General features: G+C 67.5%; 21 protein-coding genes. 12 read left to right on the top strand and 9 right to left on the bottom strand.

Going from position 1 to position 16,154, the window contains the following annotated elements:
* The first annotated feature begins 90 nt into the window (after window positions 1-90).
* Genes hslU through Q4F19_RS20450 form a run of 4 tightly spaced genes read left to right on the top strand, consistent with a single transcriptional unit; the run spans window position 91 to window position 2,760 of the window.
* Window positions 91-1,389 (top strand): ATP-dependent protease ATPase subunit HslU, encoded by a 1,299-nt coding sequence (hslU, locus tag Q4F19_RS20465; protein WP_303546572.1) that lies wholly within the window; start codon window positions 91-93, stop codon window positions 1,387-1,389.
* A gap of 36 nt (window positions 1,390-1,425) precedes the next feature.
* A complete protein-coding gene (locus tag Q4F19_RS20460; protein ID WP_303546570.1) occupies window positions 1,426-1,707 on the top strand; it encodes a hypothetical protein in 282 nt (93 codons plus the stop codon).
* Entirely contained in the window at window positions 1,700-2,134 is a 435-nt protein-coding gene (locus Q4F19_RS20455; RefSeq protein WP_303546568.1) for a PIN domain-containing protein, read from the top strand. The genes Q4F19_RS20460 and Q4F19_RS20455 overlap by 8 nt, the downstream gene beginning before the upstream one ends.
* Window positions 2,135-2,136: 2 nt before the next feature.
* Entirely contained in the window at window positions 2,137-2,760 is a 624-nt protein-coding gene (locus tag Q4F19_RS20450; protein ID WP_303546784.1) for a DedA family protein, read from the top strand.
* A gap of 45 nt (window positions 2,761-2,805) precedes the next feature.
* Here Q4F19_RS20450 and Q4F19_RS20445 read toward each other — a convergent pair whose 3' ends face one another.
* Window positions 2,806-4,131, bottom strand: a complete 1,326-nt coding sequence (locus Q4F19_RS20445; RefSeq protein ID WP_303546566.1) for a DEAD/DEAH box helicase — start codon at window positions 4,129-4,131, stop codon at window positions 2,806-2,808.
* Window positions 4,132-4,458: 327 nt separating this feature from the next.
* Between Q4F19_RS20445 and Q4F19_RS20440 the strand changes: the two genes are divergently transcribed.
* From Q4F19_RS20440 to Q4F19_RS20410, 7 genes are all read left to right on the top strand, one after another.
* Window positions 4,459-5,187 (top strand): aspartyl/asparaginyl beta-hydroxylase domain-containing protein, encoded by a 729-nt coding sequence (locus tag Q4F19_RS20440; RefSeq protein ID WP_303546565.1) that lies wholly within the window; start codon window positions 4,459-4,461, stop codon window positions 5,185-5,187.
* Window positions 5,188-5,296: 109 nt separating this feature from the next.
* Window positions 5,297-5,866, top strand: coding sequence for a NifU family protein (locus Q4F19_RS20435; protein ID WP_303546563.1), 570 nt, complete (start codon window positions 5,297-5,299; stop codon window positions 5,864-5,866).
* Between the two features lie 39 nt (window positions 5,867-5,905).
* Window positions 5,906-6,496: a malonic semialdehyde reductase gene (locus Q4F19_RS20430; protein WP_303546562.1), complete on the top strand. Its 591-nt coding sequence runs from the start codon at window positions 5,906-5,908 to the stop codon at window positions 6,494-6,496.
* 3 nt (window positions 6,497-6,499) lie between these two features.
* On the top strand, window positions 6,500-7,108 hold the full coding sequence (gene tsaB, locus Q4F19_RS20425) for a tRNA (adenosine(37)-N6)-threonylcarbamoyltransferase complex dimerization subunit type 1 TsaB (protein ID WP_303546561.1): 609 nt from the start codon (window positions 6,500-6,502) through the stop codon (window positions 7,106-7,108).
* Window positions 7,105-7,596, top strand: a complete 492-nt coding sequence (locus Q4F19_RS20420; protein ID WP_303546559.1) for a GNAT family N-acetyltransferase — start codon at window positions 7,105-7,107, stop codon at window positions 7,594-7,596. Before tsaB ends, Q4F19_RS20420 begins: the two co-directional genes overlap by 4 nt.
* Before the next feature lie 63 nt (window positions 7,597-7,659).
* The gene (locus tag Q4F19_RS20415) at window positions 7,660-8,082 is read left to right on the top strand and encodes a Fur family transcriptional regulator (protein ID WP_303546557.1); all 423 of its coding nucleotides are present in this window, start codon (window positions 7,660-7,662) and stop codon (window positions 8,080-8,082) included.
* Window positions 8,083-8,091: 9 nt separating this feature from the next.
* Complete coding sequence (locus Q4F19_RS20410) at window positions 8,092-8,799, top strand: lysophospholipid acyltransferase family protein (RefSeq protein ID WP_303546555.1); 708 nt, start codon at window positions 8,092-8,094, stop codon at window positions 8,797-8,799.
* Between the two features lie 4 nt (window positions 8,800-8,803).
* Here the strand turns inward: Q4F19_RS20410 and Q4F19_RS20405 are convergent, their stop codons facing one another.
* Together Q4F19_RS20405 and Q4F19_RS20400 are read right to left on the bottom strand one after the other, a co-directional pair.
* Complete coding sequence (locus tag Q4F19_RS20405; RefSeq protein ID WP_303546552.1) at window positions 8,804-9,556, bottom strand: molybdopterin-dependent oxidoreductase; 753 nt, start codon at window positions 9,554-9,556, stop codon at window positions 8,804-8,806.
* The gene (locus Q4F19_RS20400; RefSeq protein WP_303546782.1) at window positions 9,553-10,365 is read right to left on the bottom strand and encodes a cytochrome b/b6 domain-containing protein; all 813 of its coding nucleotides are present in this window, start codon (window positions 10,363-10,365) and stop codon (window positions 9,553-9,555) included. The genes Q4F19_RS20405 and Q4F19_RS20400 overlap by 4 nt, the downstream gene beginning before the upstream one ends.
* Before the next feature lie 270 nt (window positions 10,366-10,635).
* Here Q4F19_RS20400 and Q4F19_RS20395 point away from each other — a divergent pair, with 270 nt between their 5' ends.
* On the top strand, window positions 10,636-11,010 hold the full coding sequence (locus Q4F19_RS20395; protein ID WP_303546550.1) for a MerC domain-containing protein: 375 nt from the start codon (window positions 10,636-10,638) through the stop codon (window positions 11,008-11,010).
* A 70-nt stretch (window positions 11,011-11,080) separates the two neighbouring features.
* On the opposite strand, the gene Q4F19_RS20390 is transcribed toward Q4F19_RS20395, so the two are convergent.
* The 6 genes from Q4F19_RS20390 to Q4F19_RS20365 all read right to left on the bottom strand — a co-directional run bounded on the left by Q4F19_RS20390 (window position 11,081) and on the right by Q4F19_RS20365 (window position 16,063).
* Window positions 11,081-11,368, bottom strand: coding sequence for a hypothetical protein (locus tag Q4F19_RS20390; protein WP_303546548.1), 288 nt, complete (start codon window positions 11,366-11,368; stop codon window positions 11,081-11,083).
* 492 nt (window positions 11,369-11,860) lie between these two features.
* Window positions 11,861-12,142: a DUF427 domain-containing protein gene (locus Q4F19_RS20385; protein ID WP_303546546.1), complete on the bottom strand. Its 282-nt coding sequence runs from the start codon at window positions 12,140-12,142 to the stop codon at window positions 11,861-11,863.
* Window positions 12,143-12,189: 47 nt separating this feature from the next.
* Complete coding sequence (locus Q4F19_RS20380) at window positions 12,190-12,849, bottom strand: glutathione S-transferase family protein (protein WP_303546544.1); 660 nt, start codon at window positions 12,847-12,849, stop codon at window positions 12,190-12,192.
* 28 nt (window positions 12,850-12,877) lie between these two features.
* Window positions 12,878-14,449 carry a bifunctional phosphoribosylaminoimidazolecarboxamide formyltransferase/IMP cyclohydrolase gene (gene purH, locus Q4F19_RS20375; RefSeq protein ID WP_303546542.1) on the bottom strand — a complete coding sequence of 524 codons (1,572 nt, stop codon included), beginning with the start codon at window positions 14,447-14,449 and terminating at the stop codon, window positions 12,878-12,880.
* A gap of 170 nt (window positions 14,450-14,619) precedes the next feature.
* A complete protein-coding gene (locus tag Q4F19_RS20370; RefSeq protein ID WP_303546540.1) occupies window positions 14,620-15,303 on the bottom strand; it encodes a Fe2+-dependent dioxygenase in 684 nt (227 codons plus the stop codon).
* Window positions 15,304-15,313: 10 nt separating this feature from the next.
* Window positions 15,314-16,063 carry an energy transducer TonB gene (locus Q4F19_RS20365; RefSeq protein WP_303546538.1) on the bottom strand — a complete coding sequence of 250 codons (750 nt, stop codon included), beginning with the start codon at window positions 16,061-16,063 and terminating at the stop codon, window positions 15,314-15,316.
* Window positions 16,064-16,154: the final 91 nt, after the last annotated feature.

Genomic DNA, 16,154 nt, shown 5'->3' with positions numbered 1-16,154 from the left:
CTCCAACCGACCCACCCCCGACCCCTCCCTGACGGGGTTCCCACGAAAGTATTACTTTCGTGGTGTCCTGCAGGGAGGGGGGAGATCAGAATGAACCAGTCCCTCACCCCCAAAGCCATCGTCGCCGCGCTCGACGCGCATATCGTCGGCCAGGACGACGCCAAGCGCGCCGTCGCGGTCGCCTTGCGCAACCGCTGGCGCCGGATGCGCCTGCCCGAAGCGCTCCGCGACGAGGTCTCGCCCAAGAACATCCTGATGATCGGGCCGACCGGCTGCGGCAAGACCGAGATCAGCCGCCGCCTGGCCCGCCTCGCCGACGCTCCGTTCGTGAAGGTCGAGGCGACCAAGTTCACCGAGGTCGGCTATGTCGGCCGCGACGTCGAGCAGATCGCGCGCGATCTCGTCGAGGAGGCGATCCGGCTGGAGAAGGAGCGCCGCCGCACCGCGGTCAAGGACAAGGCCGAGGAAGCGGCGATGGCGCGGCTGATCGATGCGCTCGTCGGCAAGGATGCGTCCGAGGCCACCCGCACCGCCTTCCGCCAGCGCTTCACCGACGGCCATCTCGACACGAGCGAGATCGAGATCGAGCTGGAGGATGCCGCCGGCCCGCAGTTCGAGGTGCCCGGAATGCCCGGCCAGATGAGCATGATCAATCTCGGCGACATCATGGGCAAGCTGGGCGGCACCAAGCTCAAGAAGCGCAAGCTCCCGGTTCGCGCCGCCTGGGCCAAGCTCGTCGACGAGGAGGCCGACAAGCGCATGGATCAGGACGAGGTCAGCCGCCAGGCGCTCGCCGATGCCGAGGCCAATGGCATCGTCTTCCTCGACGAGATCGACAAGATCGCGGTCAGCGACGTGCGCGGCGGCTCGGTCAGCCGCGAGGGAGTCCAGCGCGATCTGCTTCCCTTGATCGAGGGTACGACCGTCGCCACCAAATATGGTCCGATGAAGACCGATCACGTCCTCTTCATCGCCTCCGGCGCCTTCCACGTCGCCAAGCCGAGCGATCTGCTACCCGAACTGCAGGGGCGCCTGCCGATCCGCGTCGAACTGAAGGCGCTGACCGAAGCCGATTTCGTCCGCATCCTCTCGGACACGCGTGCGAGCCTGACCGAGCAATATCGCGCGCTGATCGCGACCGAAGGCGTCGAGATCGTCTTCACCGAAGACGGCATCGCCGCCATCGCCCGCATCGCCGCGCAGGTGAACGACAGAATCGAGAATATCGGCGCCAGGCGGCTGCAGACGGTGATGGAGAAGCTGCTGGAAGACGTCAGCTTCCACGCCGAGGACCGCCAGGGCACGACTGTCACGGTCGATGCGGCCTATGTCGAAGGCCAGCTTTCGGCGATCGCGAAGGACAATGATCTGTCGAACTACGTGCTGTAGCTTGCTGCTCCGCCGAGGAGGAGATACTGTGAGATCATGAAAAACGTCACAGTCTCACTGGACGAAGAATCGTTCCGACGCGGCCGCGTGAAGGCTGCTGAGATGGGCAAGACCCTGTCGGCGGTGGTCCGCGAGTTCCTGACCGAGTTCGGCACCTCCGAAACCGAGCAGGAGCAGAGCCGACGCAAGCTTCGCGAACTGTTCGAGGAGTTCGACCGCGAGGGGATCGGCATCAGCGCGGGAGACAGGCTCTCGCGGGACGAGCTTTATGATCGCGCGCGGGCACGGCAGGAGATCGAAGACGCGGATCGTGGCTGATCGCGCCTTCCTCGATACGAACATCCTTCTCTATTCGATCAGCGAGGATCCGCAGGAGATCGCCAAGAGGGATAGTGCGAGAGCGCTGATGCTGGGGCTGCCATGTGCCTTGTCGGTGCAGGTCTGTCAGGAGTTCTTCCACCAGGCGACCCGGCCGGGCGGCCGTTTCCGCCTCAGCGCCGATAAGGCGCAGCGCGCCCTGACGCGCTTTCGGCATCTCCCTGTGCAGGAAACAACGCTCTCGCTATTCGATTCCGCCCTCGCCGTTCAGGCACGAACGGGCTATTCGATCTGGGATAGCCTGATCGTCGCCGCCGCGCAGGCGCTCGGCTGCAACATCCTCTACACCGAAGACATGCAGGACGGGCGGATCATCGACGGGCTGCGCATCGTCAATCCCTTCCGCGCAGGAGCCATTCTCCCTTGAGCATCGTCGAACGCATCCTCGCCCCCGTCGCCGCCTGGATCATCATGATCATCTCGGCCGGCGGCTATCTCGGCATCGTCGGGCTGATGGCGATCGAGAGCGCCTGCATCCCGTTGCCCTCCGAGATCATCATGCCTTTCGCCGGCTATCTCGTCTCCACCGGCCGCTTCTCGCTCTTCTGGGTGGCGACGGCGGGAGCGATCGGCTGCAATGTCGGCTCGATCCTCGCTTATGAGGTCGGCAAGCGGGGCGGGCGGCCGTTCGTCGAGCGCTATGGCAAATATGTGCTGCTCAACATGCACGATCTGGAGCTGGCCGAGCGCTTCTTCGCGCGCTGGGGCAGCGCCACCGTCCTGATCTGCCGGCTGCTGCCCTTCGTCCGCTCGTTCATCGCCTTCCCGGCCGGCGTCGCGCGGATGCCGCTGGCGAAGTTCCACCTCTATACGTTCGTCGGATCCTGGCCGTGGTGCTTCGGCCTCGCATGGGTGGGCATGAAGCTGGGCGCCGCCTGGCACACCGATCCGCGGCTGGGCAAGATCCTCCACGGCGCCGACGCGGCGGTCGTCGCGGTGCTGGCGATTGGGATCGCATTCATCCTCTGGCACAAGCTGAAGAAGCCCCGCTGAGCGCAGGCCAAAAAAAAGGGCGCCACGCGGGGCGCCCTTCCTGTCTCAGCGTCCGCCGGTCCGGCGAACCGCGCCCTTGTGCGCGCCGACGCCGGGAGCGCCACCGCCACCTGGGCGGCGACGACGCTGCGGCGGGCCACCCGCCGGCCGCTCGCCGTCATGGCGACGCTGGCCCTGGCCGTGCGGCCGCTCGGGGCGATCGTCGGCCTTCGGCTTGGGCAGCCGCGCCATTTCGGCGAGGAAGTTTTCGGGCAGCGTGTCGATCGTCGCCTTGACGCGCGTCAGCTTCTCGATCGCCCGCATATAGGTTTTCTCGTCATCGGCGACGAACGAGATGGCGACGCCGTCGGCCCCAGCCCGCGCGGTGCGGCCGATCCGGTGGACATATTGCTCGGGGACGTTGGGCAGCTCGAAATTATAGACGTGGCTGACGCCGCCGACGTCGATGCCGCGCGCGGCGATGTCAGTTGCCACCAGGATCGGCGACTGGCCCGAGCGGAACTCGGCCAAAGCCCGCTCGCGCTGTGGCTGGCTCTTGTTGCCGTGGATCGCATTGGCCGAAATTCCGGCGGCGGCGAGATGCTTCACGACACGGTCCGCGCCATGCTTGGTGCGGGTGAAGACGAGCGCACGATCGATCGGATCGCTCTTCAGGCGCATCGTCAGCAGCGCCTGCTTCTCGGACTGGTTGACGAAGATCGCGCGCTGCTCGACGCGCTCGGCGGTCGTCGATGGCGGCGCGACCGAGACCTTGACGGCGTTGTTCAGGAAGCTGTCGCCGAGATCGGCGATCGTCTTCGGCATGGTCGCCGAGAAGAACAGGGTCTGGCGCTTCTGCGGCAGCAGGCGGTGGATCCGCTTGAGCGCATGGATGAAGCCGAGATCGAGCATCTGATCGGCCTCGTCGAGCACGAGGATCTCGACGTCGCGCAGGCTCAGCGCATGCTGATCGATCAGGTCGAGCAGGCGGCCCGGCGTCGCGACCACGATGTCGACGCCCGTCGCCAGCATCTTGATCTGGCGCGGGATCGGCACGCCACCGAAAATCACCTCGGCGGAAAGATTGAGGTTCTTGCCATAGACGTTGAAGCTCTCGGCGATCTGGCTGGCCAGTTCGCGCGTCGGCGACAATACGAGCATCCGGCAGCTCTTCGGGCGACGCGCCTTTGGGGCTGCCGACAGGCGATGCAGTGCCGGCAGGGCGAACGCTGCGGTCTTGCCGGTGCCGGTCTGGGCGATGCCGCACAGGTCGCGACCGTCGAGCACGACGGGGATCGCCTTCTCCTGGATCGGGGTCGGCTTGGTATAGCCCTTGGACGCCAGCGCATCGAGAATCGGCGCGGCAAGGCCGAGGGAGGTAAAATCGGTCATGGAAAACTTTCGCGTATTCGCGTGGGGCCGCGTCTCGGACGCGGTCCACCAAGCGGGTTCGTAAGAGACGACCCGCGTGAAAGGGGGAGCCTGTGGCTTGCGCCCGGTGGCCGGACACGCCCGCGGCTGTTTGCCTTTGCGGAGTTCACGCTGTCCGGACGAACGTCCTCCCCAACATCAGCGGGGGGACATCGGCGCTGAAGCCGCATATCGTTCATCTGTGCCAAACTATCAAGCGATGATATCGGGCGATTGAATATGATCGCCTCACCCGATTCCCCGAACGCGCCGAAAACCCTGAATCCGGCCGCGCGCCGACCGCTTTCCGTGCGCCTCGGACGCCGGCTCCGCATCGCGCTGGACGCGCTGATCGCGCGATCCTCGCTGATCCCGAACGATCCGTTACTGGATCCGGACCTGTTCGACTGGACGGCGATGCTGCGCGCGAACTGGCAGGCGATCCGCGACGAGGCGCTGGCGGTGGTCCGGCAGCCCGATCTCGTGCCGCTGCTCGACGAGATCTCGCCCGATCATCAGGATATCGCCCCGCCCGGCAAGTGGCGGTCCTTCTTCCTGCACGGCTATGGCTTTTCGGTTCCCGAGAACCTCGCCCGCTGCCCGCGCACGGCCGATCTGGTCGCGCGCATCCCGGGCCTCAACAGCGCCTTCTTCTCGATCCTCGCCCCCGGCGCGCACATCCCCGCGCATCGCGGGGTCACCAAGGCGCTGCTCACCTGCCACCTCGGGCTGATCGTACCCGAAGGCCGGCTGGAAATGGCGGTCGGACCGGAAACGGTGCGCTGGGCACCCGGCGAGACGATCCTGTTCGACGACAGCTGGACGCATGAGGTCTGGAACGAGACGGCGGAGACGCGCGTCATCCTGCTCCTCCAGGTCAAGCGTCCGCTGCGCGCGCCGGGCAAGTGGCTGGCCGATGCATTCCTGTGGCTGATCCGCAAATCGCCCTTCGTCCGCGAGGCGAAGGCCAATGTCGAACTCTGGAACGCCAGCCTCGCCAAGATCGAGCGCAGCCACGGACTCGACGCCACGGCCTGACCCCGCTCCGGCTGCCGGCAGCCTCCATGAGCCCCCCGCAAAGCAGCGCTTTGCTGCCTGAAACAGGCGCGGCCTTGATCGGCGCTCCGCTTCGGCCCACATCGCACGCATGTTGATCGAGACCGAACCCACGCCGAACCCGGCCACCGTCAAGTTCATCCCCGGCCGCACGGTGATGGAAACCGGCACGCGCGAATTCGCCGATCCCGAGGAAGGCGAGGAATCGCCCTTGGCCGAGGCCTTGTTCGATCTCGGCGACGTCTCCAGCGTCTTCTTCGGACGCGATTTCGTCTCGGTTACCGCGGGCGAAGGCGTCGAGTGGGGCGGGCTCAAGCCGCGCGTGCTCGGCGTTCTGCTCGATCATTTCTCGGGCCAGCACCCGCTCTTCCGCCCCGGCAGCGCCGGCGAGAATGCGATCGACGCCGATATCCTGACCGACGATCCGGCCGATGCCGACATCATCGTCCAGATCAAGGATCTGATCGAAACGCGCGTGCGTCCGGCGGTGGCGCGCGACGGCGGCGACATCGTCTATCGTGGCTTCGATCGCGGCACCGTTTATCTGGCGATGCACGGCGCCTGCTCGGGCTGCCCCTCCTCGACGGCGACGCTGAAGCAGGGCATCGAGCAGTTGCTGAAGCATTATGTGCCGGAAGTGACCGAGGTCCGCGCGGCCTGATCGCTTCGGCCCGAGGCCATTTCCGGGGGAGAACATTGCATGATCGATCCGCTCGACGACGCCGCGCTGGACCGCGTCTTCCGCACCGCGCGCACCTATAACGGCTATACCGACGAGCCGGTCACCGAAGCCGAGCTGCGCCAGATCTACGATCTGATGAAATGGGGTCCGACCTCGGCCAACCAGTCGCCGCTGCGGATCGTCTGGTGCACGAGCGACGAAGCAAAGCAGAAGCTCGCTGCCGCCTGCTCGGCCCAGAATGCGCCCAAGGTGCTGAAGGCGCCGGTCACCGCGATCCTCGGCATGGACATGGAATTTTACGAGAAGCTCCCCAGGCTCTTCCCGCATGCCGACGCGCGCGCCTGGTTCGTTGGCAATGACGGGCTGATCAAGGAATCGGCTTTCCGCAACTCGACGCTGCAGGGCGCCTATTTGATCATCGCCGCGCGCCTGCTGGGCTTGGACACCGGCGCGATGTCCGGCTTCGACGCGGCCAAGGTGGACGAGAGTTTCTTCGCGGGCACGACCGTGAAGACCAATTTCATCGCCACTTTAGGCCATGGCGATCCGGCGTCGATCTTCGATCGCCTGCCGCGCCTCGATTTCGAGGAAGCGACGAGCGTCGCCTGAGATGTGAGAACGCTCGTCATCGAAACCGCCACCGCCGCCTGTTCCGCCGCTCTCGTGGCGGACAGCGTCGTCCTGGCCGCCGCGCATGAGGTGGTCGGGCGCGGCCATGCCGAGCGGCTCGTGCCGATGATCCAGGAACTGATCGGCGCAGGCGGGTTGCCCGATGCGGTGCTGGTTGATTGCGGGCCGGGCAGCTTCACCGGTATCCGCGTCGGGCTCGCCGCGGCGCGCGCCTTCGGGCTCGGCTGGTCGGTGCCCGTCACCGGCTATTCGTCGCTTGCCTTGCTCGCGGCGATGGCCGGAGCATCCGAGTCGATCGCCGTCGCGATCCCCGGCGGGCATGGCGAACTGTTCGTGCAATCCTTCGCATCGTCGCCGCTGCGCGCCGTGTCTGCGCTGCGCTCGCTGAAGCCCGAGGACGCCGCTGCCGCAATTCCAGAGGCCGTCGTCGTCGGCCCCGGCGCGCGCGCGCTCGTCGAGGCGCGCGGCTGGGGCGAGGTGCGGGACATCCTGCCGGACGCGCGCGCCGCCGTGGCGCTGCCTGCCGAACTGGTCGGCTTGCCGCCGGTGCCGATCTACGGGCGCGCACCCGATGCGAAGCTGCCGGCGTGACTCGGGTGATCGTCAGCACCGGCACCGCCGCCAATATCGAAGCGGTGATGCGGATCATGGATTCGGCGTTCGATCCGAATTTCGGCGAGGCGTGGAATCGCGGGCAGGTTCTGGGGATGATGTCGCTGAGCGATGTCTGGCTGATCCTCGCGACGCCCGACGACGACGAGATGCCCGAAGGCTTCGCGCTCGCCCGGCTGACGATCGACGAGGCCGAACTGCTGTTGCTCGCGGTGCGGCCGGAGGCGCGGGGCCGCGGGATCGGGCGGATCCTCGTTGAGGCGGTGGCCGAAAAGGCGCGGGCGCGCGGCGCGTTGCGGCTGATGCTGGAGATGCGGGAGGGCAATGGCGCGCTCGCGCTCTATGCCGCGGCCGGCTTCGCGCAGATCGGCCGTCGCCGGGATTATTACCGGGGGCGGGACATGAGCCGACACGATGCGATCACGCTCGCGCGGCCGCTCGGCATCGATCCGGGCCTCGTCGCCTGAGCCCTTCCGTCCTGCAACAAAGATCACTAGATTGCCGAGCATGCCTTTCATTGGATTATCGGAATGAACCGCAAGATCGATGTCGAAGCGCTCTGCGCGGAGAAGGGTCTTCGGATCACGGACCAGCGCCGCACGATCGCGCGCGTGCTGTCCGAATCGGAAGATCATCCGGACGTGGAAGCCCTGCACGCCCGCGCCTCCGCGATCGACGCGGGCATCTCGATCGCGACCGTCTACCGCACGGTCCGCCTGTTCGAGGAAGCGGGCATCCTCGAACGGCATGAATTCGGCGACGGCCGCGCGCGCTACGAGGCGGCCGCCGAAGGGCATCACGATCATCTGATCGATGTCGAGACGGGCCGCGTGATCGAGTTCATCGATGCCGACATCGAGATGCTCCAGCGTCAGATCGCCGAGAAGCTCGGCTTCCGCTTGGTCGATCACCGGATGGAGCTGTACGGTATCCCGCTCGATCGTGAGGCCTGACCGGCGGCAATGACGCTGCGCGCTTATGCCCGGCTCGCGGCGGCAGCATTTTGGCTCGCCGGCTGCTTCGTCTGTTATTCGATCGCTCGTCCGATCGGCCGTGAATCGCGCTGGGTGCGTCGCTTCATGCGGGGGATCGGCGGCCTGCTGGGCCTGCGCGTGACGATCGAGGGGCGGCCCAAGCCGGGCCATGTCCTCTACGTCGCCAACCATATCTCGTGGCTCGACATTCTCGCGCTGGGCGGGGCGAGCGAGGCGCGCTTCATCGCCAAGGACGAGATTGCGCGCTGGCCGCTGGTCGGCAGCCTCGCGCGGCTGGGCGGCACCGTGTTCGTCAGCCGCGAGCGGCGCGGCGCGACGCGCGTGCAGGCCGATGCGGTCGCCGCCGCGCTCGGCGAAGGGCGGCCAGTTGCCTTGTTCGCCGAGGGCGGCACCGGCGATCCGAGCTTCGTCCGCCCGTTCCGCCCGGCCCTCTTCGCGTCCGCGGTCGAGGCGGGAACGCCCGTCCAGCCGGTCGCGATCGATTATGGGCCGGATCGGGCGCGCTATGCCTGGCCCGACGGCATGAGCTTCGCGGACGAGGCGAAGCGGATGCTCAACCGCGCCGAACCCGTGCCCGTGACGTTGCGCTTCCTGCCGCCGCTCGATCCCGCGACGCTCGATCGCAAGGCGCTCGCCGCCCAATCGCACGCCGGCATCTCGTCGGCGCTCGTCTGAGCCGTCAGATCCCCGCATACCAGGCATAATCGCCGACATCCTCCCACGTGCCGCCCCCGCCCCGGCCGATCGAATCGAGGCTCGCGACGGCCTCCACCCCGCGCAGGAACTTGGCATGCTTGTAGCCGAGCTGGCGCTCGACGCGCAGGCGGAGCGGCGCGCCGTTGGGCACGGGCAGACGGTGTCCGTTGAGCCCGAAGGCGAGGATCGTCTGCGGATGGAGCGCATCGATCATGTCGACGCTCTCATAATAAGGCGCGCCGGCGAACGAATCGAAACAGTGGAAGACGATGTAGCGCGCCGAAGGGCGCACCCCCGCGCGCGCCAGCACGAGCCGCAGCGGCACCCCCGTCCAGCGGCCGATCGCGCTCCAGCCCTCGACGCAATCGTGGCGCGTCGTCTGCGTGCGGCGCGGCATCGCCTCGATCTCGGCGAGCGACAGCAGCTGCGGGCGATCGACGAGGCCGCTCACCTCCAGCCGCCAGTCGCGGAAATCGCCCGCCAGCAACCGGGCATAATCCGGCGTTCCGGGCGTGGCATTGCCGTTCGAGCGGAAGACCGGCGAGATGTCACCCGCGCCGAATTCGGGCGCGAGCGCCGCGCGATCGGTGACGAGGCGTTGCGCGCCCATGGTCAGTTTCTCGGCCGCCTTGAAGGTCGATTTCGCGGCGCTGCTCGCACCGATCTTGTCGCAGCCGGCCAGCAGCGCGCCTCCGCCGAGCGCGATCAGGCCGCGGCGGGTGAGCGGGCCGCTCATCGCGCGCGCAGCCGGAACCAGCCGGTCACCATCGATCGGACCTCGTTGAACGGCCCGGCGAGCACGACCATCACGAGATGCACGATCGTGAAGGCGAGCAGGCCGCCGGCGCACAGGAAGTGGATCGAGCGCGCCGATTGCCGACCGCCGAACAGATCGAGCAGCCACGGCAAGGTCGCGTCGAAGCCCGGCCCCATCGTCAGCCCGGTCAGGATCATCAGCGGGATCAGCACGAAGATGACGAGGATGTAGCTCGCTTTCTGGAGGATATTGTAGCGCGCCGCCGCCTCGCCCGCGGGGAAACGCAGACGCGCATGATCCTTGATGTCCTGCCAGATGTGACGCGGCGCCAGTTCGTCGCGGCGCGGCTTGAGATCGCGCACGAAGTGGCGGTTGATCAGGCTGGCGACGACGAACGCGCCGCCGCCGCCGATGAACAGCCACGCGAAGGTCAGGTGCCAGCGGCGCGCGCCGGCGAGGCTGTAGCGCGACGGGATCGTCGCCCAATAGGGGAAGGCGCGACGCTGGATATGGCCCTGCTGGTCCTTCCAATAGCCGAGCACGCCTGTCGTGGGGATCGCGACCGGGCCGACGATCATCCGGCCGCCCGCCTGCGTGCCGCCGATCGTGAGCCAGGCATGATCCCGGTTCGCGCCATATGCCCCCCAATAGAGGCGCGGATGCGCGTTGAAGATCATCAGCCCGCTCATCAGCAGGATGAAGATGCAGAGCGCATTGACCCAGTGCCACAGCCGCGTCGGCCATCGGTGCCGATAGACGAGCCGCCCCCGCGGCCGATCAGCCTCCATCACGGGCCCGTCCGGCGGGGGTTCGCGATCCGAGTCGCGGCGGCGGAAGTTGACAAAGTTGACACTACGTCAGGGGTGGCACGCCCTCTCCACCGGCGTGTGCGCGAACGGAGGAGACGAACCGGGCCGTGAACAAGAACATTGGGCCAGCCTTGCAGATCGCGAGCGTGTAGGAAAGCGGTGATGTATGCGGCGAACCGAGCCTGTCCGGGACGAAATGATACATTATATCATTGCATGTTCGCCTCACCGCTGCCATCTGGCCTCACGATGGCAAAACGATCCGATCTCGTCGAAAGCATGGCGATCGCCGCCGCGGCCGCCTGTCTCGCGCATTGCGTCGCGCTGCCGGTGCTGGTCGCGGCGCTGCCGGCTTTGGCGACCGTGATTCCGATCCCGACCTCGTTCCACATCGCCGCACTCGTCTTCGCGGTGCCGACGACGTTGTTCGCGCTGGGCATCGGCTATCGCCACCACCGCCGGACCTTCCCGCTGCTGGCAGGGCTGGCCGGGCTTGTGCTGCTGCTGGTGGCGGTGCTCGTCTACGAGCGCACGCCCGGCGAAGCGCCGGTGACGATGGCGGGCAGCCTGCTGATCGTGGCCGCGCATCTTTCCAACTGGAGGCTGCGCCGCCAGCCGGCATGAGCGCGGACCGGCTCCGGTGGCGAGCTTGCGCCCTCGCCTCGGAGGGCGAGCAATCCTGTCTTCGAGCTCGCTAATGGGCAACGGCATCCGACGGCGACGTCACGCCGAGCCATTTCTCCGCCGCCACGATCGTTTCGAAGAACTCCACGTCGGGCCGGTCGGTCAGGCGGCGGGCTTGCAGCCGCGCGAGCGACTTCGTCGTGACGAAGGCGAGCTTGCGGGAGCCGACCTCCTCGGTGCCCACGAGGCGGGTGAAATGCCCGACGGCCTCCTGGCTCTGGATCGCCATGTCGCGAATGTCGCAGATCGTGAGATGCTGATTGGGCAAGCAGCCCAACCCGGCGATCGCCTCGGCCATCCCGATGCTGAGCATCTGGATGTCGGCGGGGCTGAAAAACCCGCCCATCGTGAGACGGATGAGGTTGTGGCCAGGAACGGCAATGATGTCGTATAAGCTGGACATGTCCGCCGCATCCGCTTGAAACGTGAGCGATCGGTGAAGCGTGCAAATGGATTAGACGAAAGTCTAATGTCATGGTGCCGATTGCGGCCAACCCTGCGGCGGCTTTCGCCCCAGTAGCCGCCGTTACCTCCCCTCCCTGAAAGGGAGGGGATTGAGGGGTGGGTTGCTGTCGGCCGGGCGCCATCGGTGGATGGCGACCCACCCCCAGCCCCTCCCTTGCAGGGAGGAGAGCGGAGGAGCGGAGCGGAAGCTTTCCACCAATTGCGGACATTTTCGCCACGCGCACTTTTGAAGCTCAGGAACAAGCGGGACCAAAGTCCCGCTCTATCGCCCGAAGCAGCGAAGCGGGATCCCGATCAAGCCGGCATGACGAAGGCAGCCTGATCGTCAGCCGATCGTCACGCCCTTCCAGAAGGCGATCCGGCCACGGATCTTCTCGGCTTCCGGCTTGGGGTCGGGATAATACCAAGCGGCGTCCTTGTTGTCGGCGCCGTCGACGCTCAGGCTGTGATAGTGCGCGGTCCCCTTCCACGGGCAGATGCTCGTCGTGCTGCTCGGCCGCAGCACGGCGGCGTCAACCGAGTCCGCGGGGAAATAGTGATTGCCCTCGACGACGACCGTATCGTCGCTGCGCGCGATCAGCGCGCCGTTCCACCGTGCTTCGACCATCGTCTCTCTCCCGTGACGCGAACAGGTCGGGTGCCGGGCGAGACGCGTCAAGCCTGTGCGACATTGCCCGCAGCGGTGAACACCGCCCGTTGCGCCGCGAACGCGCGCTGGAAGGCGGGGCGCGCCTCGCCGCGGGCGACATAAGCGCGCAGGTTCGGAACTTCGTCGAGCAGGCCGGAGCTGGCCAGCCGGCGCAGCACCGTCACCATCTGCAGATCGCCCGCGCTGAAATCGCCCTCCAGCCAGTCGGCCTCGCCGAGCCGGGCGGAGAGATCGCGCAGCCGATCGCGGATGCGGTCCTCCAGGAACGGCAGACGCTCCGCATACCAGGGCTTGTCGCGCTCGACGAGCACGGCGACCTCGCGGTTCAGGATCGGCGGCTCCAGCGTATTGAGCGCGGCGAACATCCAGCCGATCGCGCGGGCGCGGGCCTTGGGCTCCCCGGGCAGCAGACCCGCATGACGCTCCGCAAGGTGTAAGACGATCGCGCCGGATTCGAAGAGGACAAGCCCGTCCTCCTCATAGGTCGGGATCTGGCCGAACGGGTGGAGCGCGCAATGCGCGGGCTGCTTCATCTCGGCGAAGGAAACGAGGCGGACATCATAAGCCCGGCCCACTTCCTCGAGCGCCCAGCGGACCGGCATGTCGCGCGCGAGCCCGCGGCCGCGATCGGGCGAGGATGCAAAGGCGGTGATCGTGGGGGTCATGCCTGCTCCCGTGATCGAAGTGTGAGGCTCAGTGCCGGAAGTGGCGCATGCCCGTGAAGACCATCGCGAGGCCCGCCTCGTCGGCGGCGGCGATCACGTCGGCGTCGCGGATCGAGCCGCCCGGCTGGATGACCGCCGTCGCGCCCGCCTCGACCGCGGTCAGCAGGCCGTCCGCGAAGGGGAAGAAGGCGTCGGAGGCGACCGCCGAGCCGATCGTGCGCGGCTCGCTCCAGCCGGCCTTGGCGGCGGCGTCCTTGGCCTTCCACGCGGCGATGCGCGCGCTTTCCATGCGGTTCATCTGGCCCGCGCCGATGCCCGCGGTCGATCCGTCCCTGGCATAGACGATCGCGTTAGACTTCACATGCTTGGCCACCGTCCAGGCGAACAGGCAGTCGGCCAGCTCGGCGTCGGTCGGCGCGCGCTTCGTGACGACTTTCAGGTCGGCCTCGGTGACGATGCCGAAGTCGCGCGACTGGACGAGGAAGCCGCCCGCAATCGATTTCATCGCCTTCGCCTTGCGCGCGGGATCGGGCAGCGCGCCGGTCAGCAGCAGGCGGAGGTTCTTCTTCCTCGCGAACACCGCCTTCGCGGCATCGTCCGCATCGGGCGCGGCAACGACTTCGGTGAAGATGCCCGAAATCGCCTCGGCGGTGGGGCCGTCGAGCGGGCGATTGACGGCGATGATCCCGCCGAAGGCCGAGACGCTGTCGCAGGCCAAGGCCGCCTCGTACGCCTCGACGAGCGTCGCGCCGGTCGCGACGCCGCACGGATTGGCGTGCTTGACGATGACGACGGTGGGCGGCCCGTCCCGGAATTCGGAGACGAGCTCGAGCGCGGCATCGGCATCGTTATAATTGTTGTAGCTGAGCTCCTTGCCCTGGAGCTGGACCGCGGCGGCGATGCCCATGCCGGGGCTGCCGGCGGGCACATAGAGCGCACCCATCTGGTGCGGATTCTCGCCGTAGCGGACGTCCGCTTTCTTGGTCATCGCGATCGCGACGTTGGTTGGGAAGCGCTCGCCCTGATCGACATGCGCGAACCAGCCGGCGATCGCGGAATCATAGGCTGCGGTCGATGCGAACGCCTTGGCGGCAAGGCGCTTGCGATCGTCCAGATCGGTGCTGCCCGTCGCGACCAGCGCATAATCCGCCGGATCGGTGACGATCGCGACAAAAGCGTGATTCTTCGCGGCCGAGCGGACCATCGACGGGCCGCCGATATCGATATTCTCGATGACCTCGTCGCGGCCCGCGCCCTTCGCGACGGTCGCCTGGAACGGATAGAGATTGACGACGACGAGATCGATCGCGCCGATCCCGTGATCGGCCATTGCCTGTGCATGCGCGGGATCGTCGCGCACCGCGAGCAGCCCGCCATGTACCATCGGGTGGAGCGTCTTGACGCGGCCGTCCATCATCTCGGGAAAGCCGGTGAGATCGGAGACGTCGCGGACGTCGAGGCCGGCTTCGCGCAGCGCCTTGGCGGTGCCGCCGGTCGAGACGAGCTCGACGCCTTGCGCGGCCAGCGCCTTGCCCAGATCGGCGAGGCCGGTCTTGTCGGAGACGGAGAGCAGGGCGCGGCGGATCTTGATGTCGGTCATGGCGCGAGCGTTTGGCCGATGTGAGGGGGATTCGCTAGCCCTGGCGGATCGCCCTCTTTTTACCGTTCGTGCTGAGCGAAGTCGAAGCACGTGCCGCCAGCGCAACGCCCGCAGCACGTCCTTCGACTAGGCTCAGGACGAACGGAGCTGGGCACTTCAGCCGAGCCTGGCTACACCTCCGCCCAGCGCCTCAGCAGATTGTGATACACGCCCGTCAGGCGGATCACCGCCTCGTCGGCATGGCCGCGATCGGCCGCGACCGTCTGGATCGCGCCGTCGAGATCGAACAGGGTCGTGCGCGCGGCATCGTCGCGGACCATCGACTGGATCCAGAAGAAGGAGGCGCGCCGCTCGCCGCGCGTGATCGGGGTCACGTGGTGGAGGCTCGAGGCCGGATAGAGGATCATGTCGCCCGCGGGCAGCTTCACGCTGTGCGCGCCATAGGTATCTTCGACGACGAGCTCGCCGCCCTCATACTCGTCCGGCTCCGACAGGAAGAGCGTCGCCGAGAGATCGCTGCGCACGCGGAAATCGTCGCCGCGGCGGATGCGCACCGCATTATCGACATGCATCGCGAACGTGTCCCCCACGCCGTAGGCGTTGACCAAGGGCGGGAAGACGCGCGCGGGCAAGGCGGCGGCGATGAAGAGCGGGGTACGGCCGAGCGCATCGAGGATGAGATTGCCGATCTCGACCGCCGCGGGCGATCCTTCGGGCAGCTGGCGATTGCGCTTGGCCAGCGCCGATTGATGGCCCGAGGTCGCGTTGCCGTCGATCCAGTCGGCCGCGTCCAGCAGCGCCCGGATATGCGCGAGCGCCGCGCCGCCGAAGACGCCGGGGACGGCAATCATCATGCGCCGGCGCTCAGGTCAGGCGGAAGGGGATGTTGAGGAAGCCGACCGCCTCGACCGCGACGCCGGCCTGCTTGCCGGGCACGAACTTCCACTTGGCGACCGTCTTCAGCGCGGCCTCGTCGAGGCTGTCGAAGCCGCTGGAGCGCGCGACGCCGATGTCCTTGACCATCCCCTCGGGCGTGATGACGACGCGCAGGCGGACCGTGCCTTCCCAGCGGTTGCGGCGCGCATCCATCGGATAGCGGGGCGAGGGATTGCCGAGGCTCTTGGCCGATCCGTCGGGCGCGCTGATCGGCGCGGCGGTCTCGGACACGACCGCAGACGGCGGCGCGGCGGAGACGATGGGCGGCGTCGGCGGAGACGGGATCGGCGTCGTGGCGACCGGCGATGGCATCGCGATCGCCGTCTGGATGACGGGCGGCGGGGCGACGATCGGCTGTTCGGCCGGCGGCGGCGGGACCTTGGCGGCAGCCGGTGGCGGCGTGTCGGGCACGACCGGCTCGGGCTGGATCTCGACCACGGTCAGCCGCGCCTTGGCCTTGGGGGTCAATTGGATGACGTCGAAATAGGCGAGCAGGAACAGGGCTGCGACATGGACCGCGAGGATCGCCGCCATCGCTTCCCAGCGCGGGCGCCGCTGCTGGTTGCAATAGCCGCCGCCGATGCGCGCGAGCACTTCGGGCTCGGGCGACGGCGACGCGGGCGCCAGCGTCCGCGCCGGGCGGCGCTCCGTCGTGCGTACATAGCCGGCCTGGATCATTCCCACCCGTCCAAAAAACTCGGGAAAAGTGATTCCCCTCGCGATGCTGGTAGCGCCGCGCCTACTGATAATCAATCGCATTAGCGCCGGA

Origin of the sequence: Sphingomonas natans (assembly GCF_030546695.1) — a bacterium.
Lineage (GTDB): Bacteria > Pseudomonadota > Alphaproteobacteria > Sphingomonadales > Sphingomonadaceae > Sphingomonas_I > Sphingomonas_I natans.
This window is presented reverse-complemented; position numbering and strand designations above follow the sequence as displayed.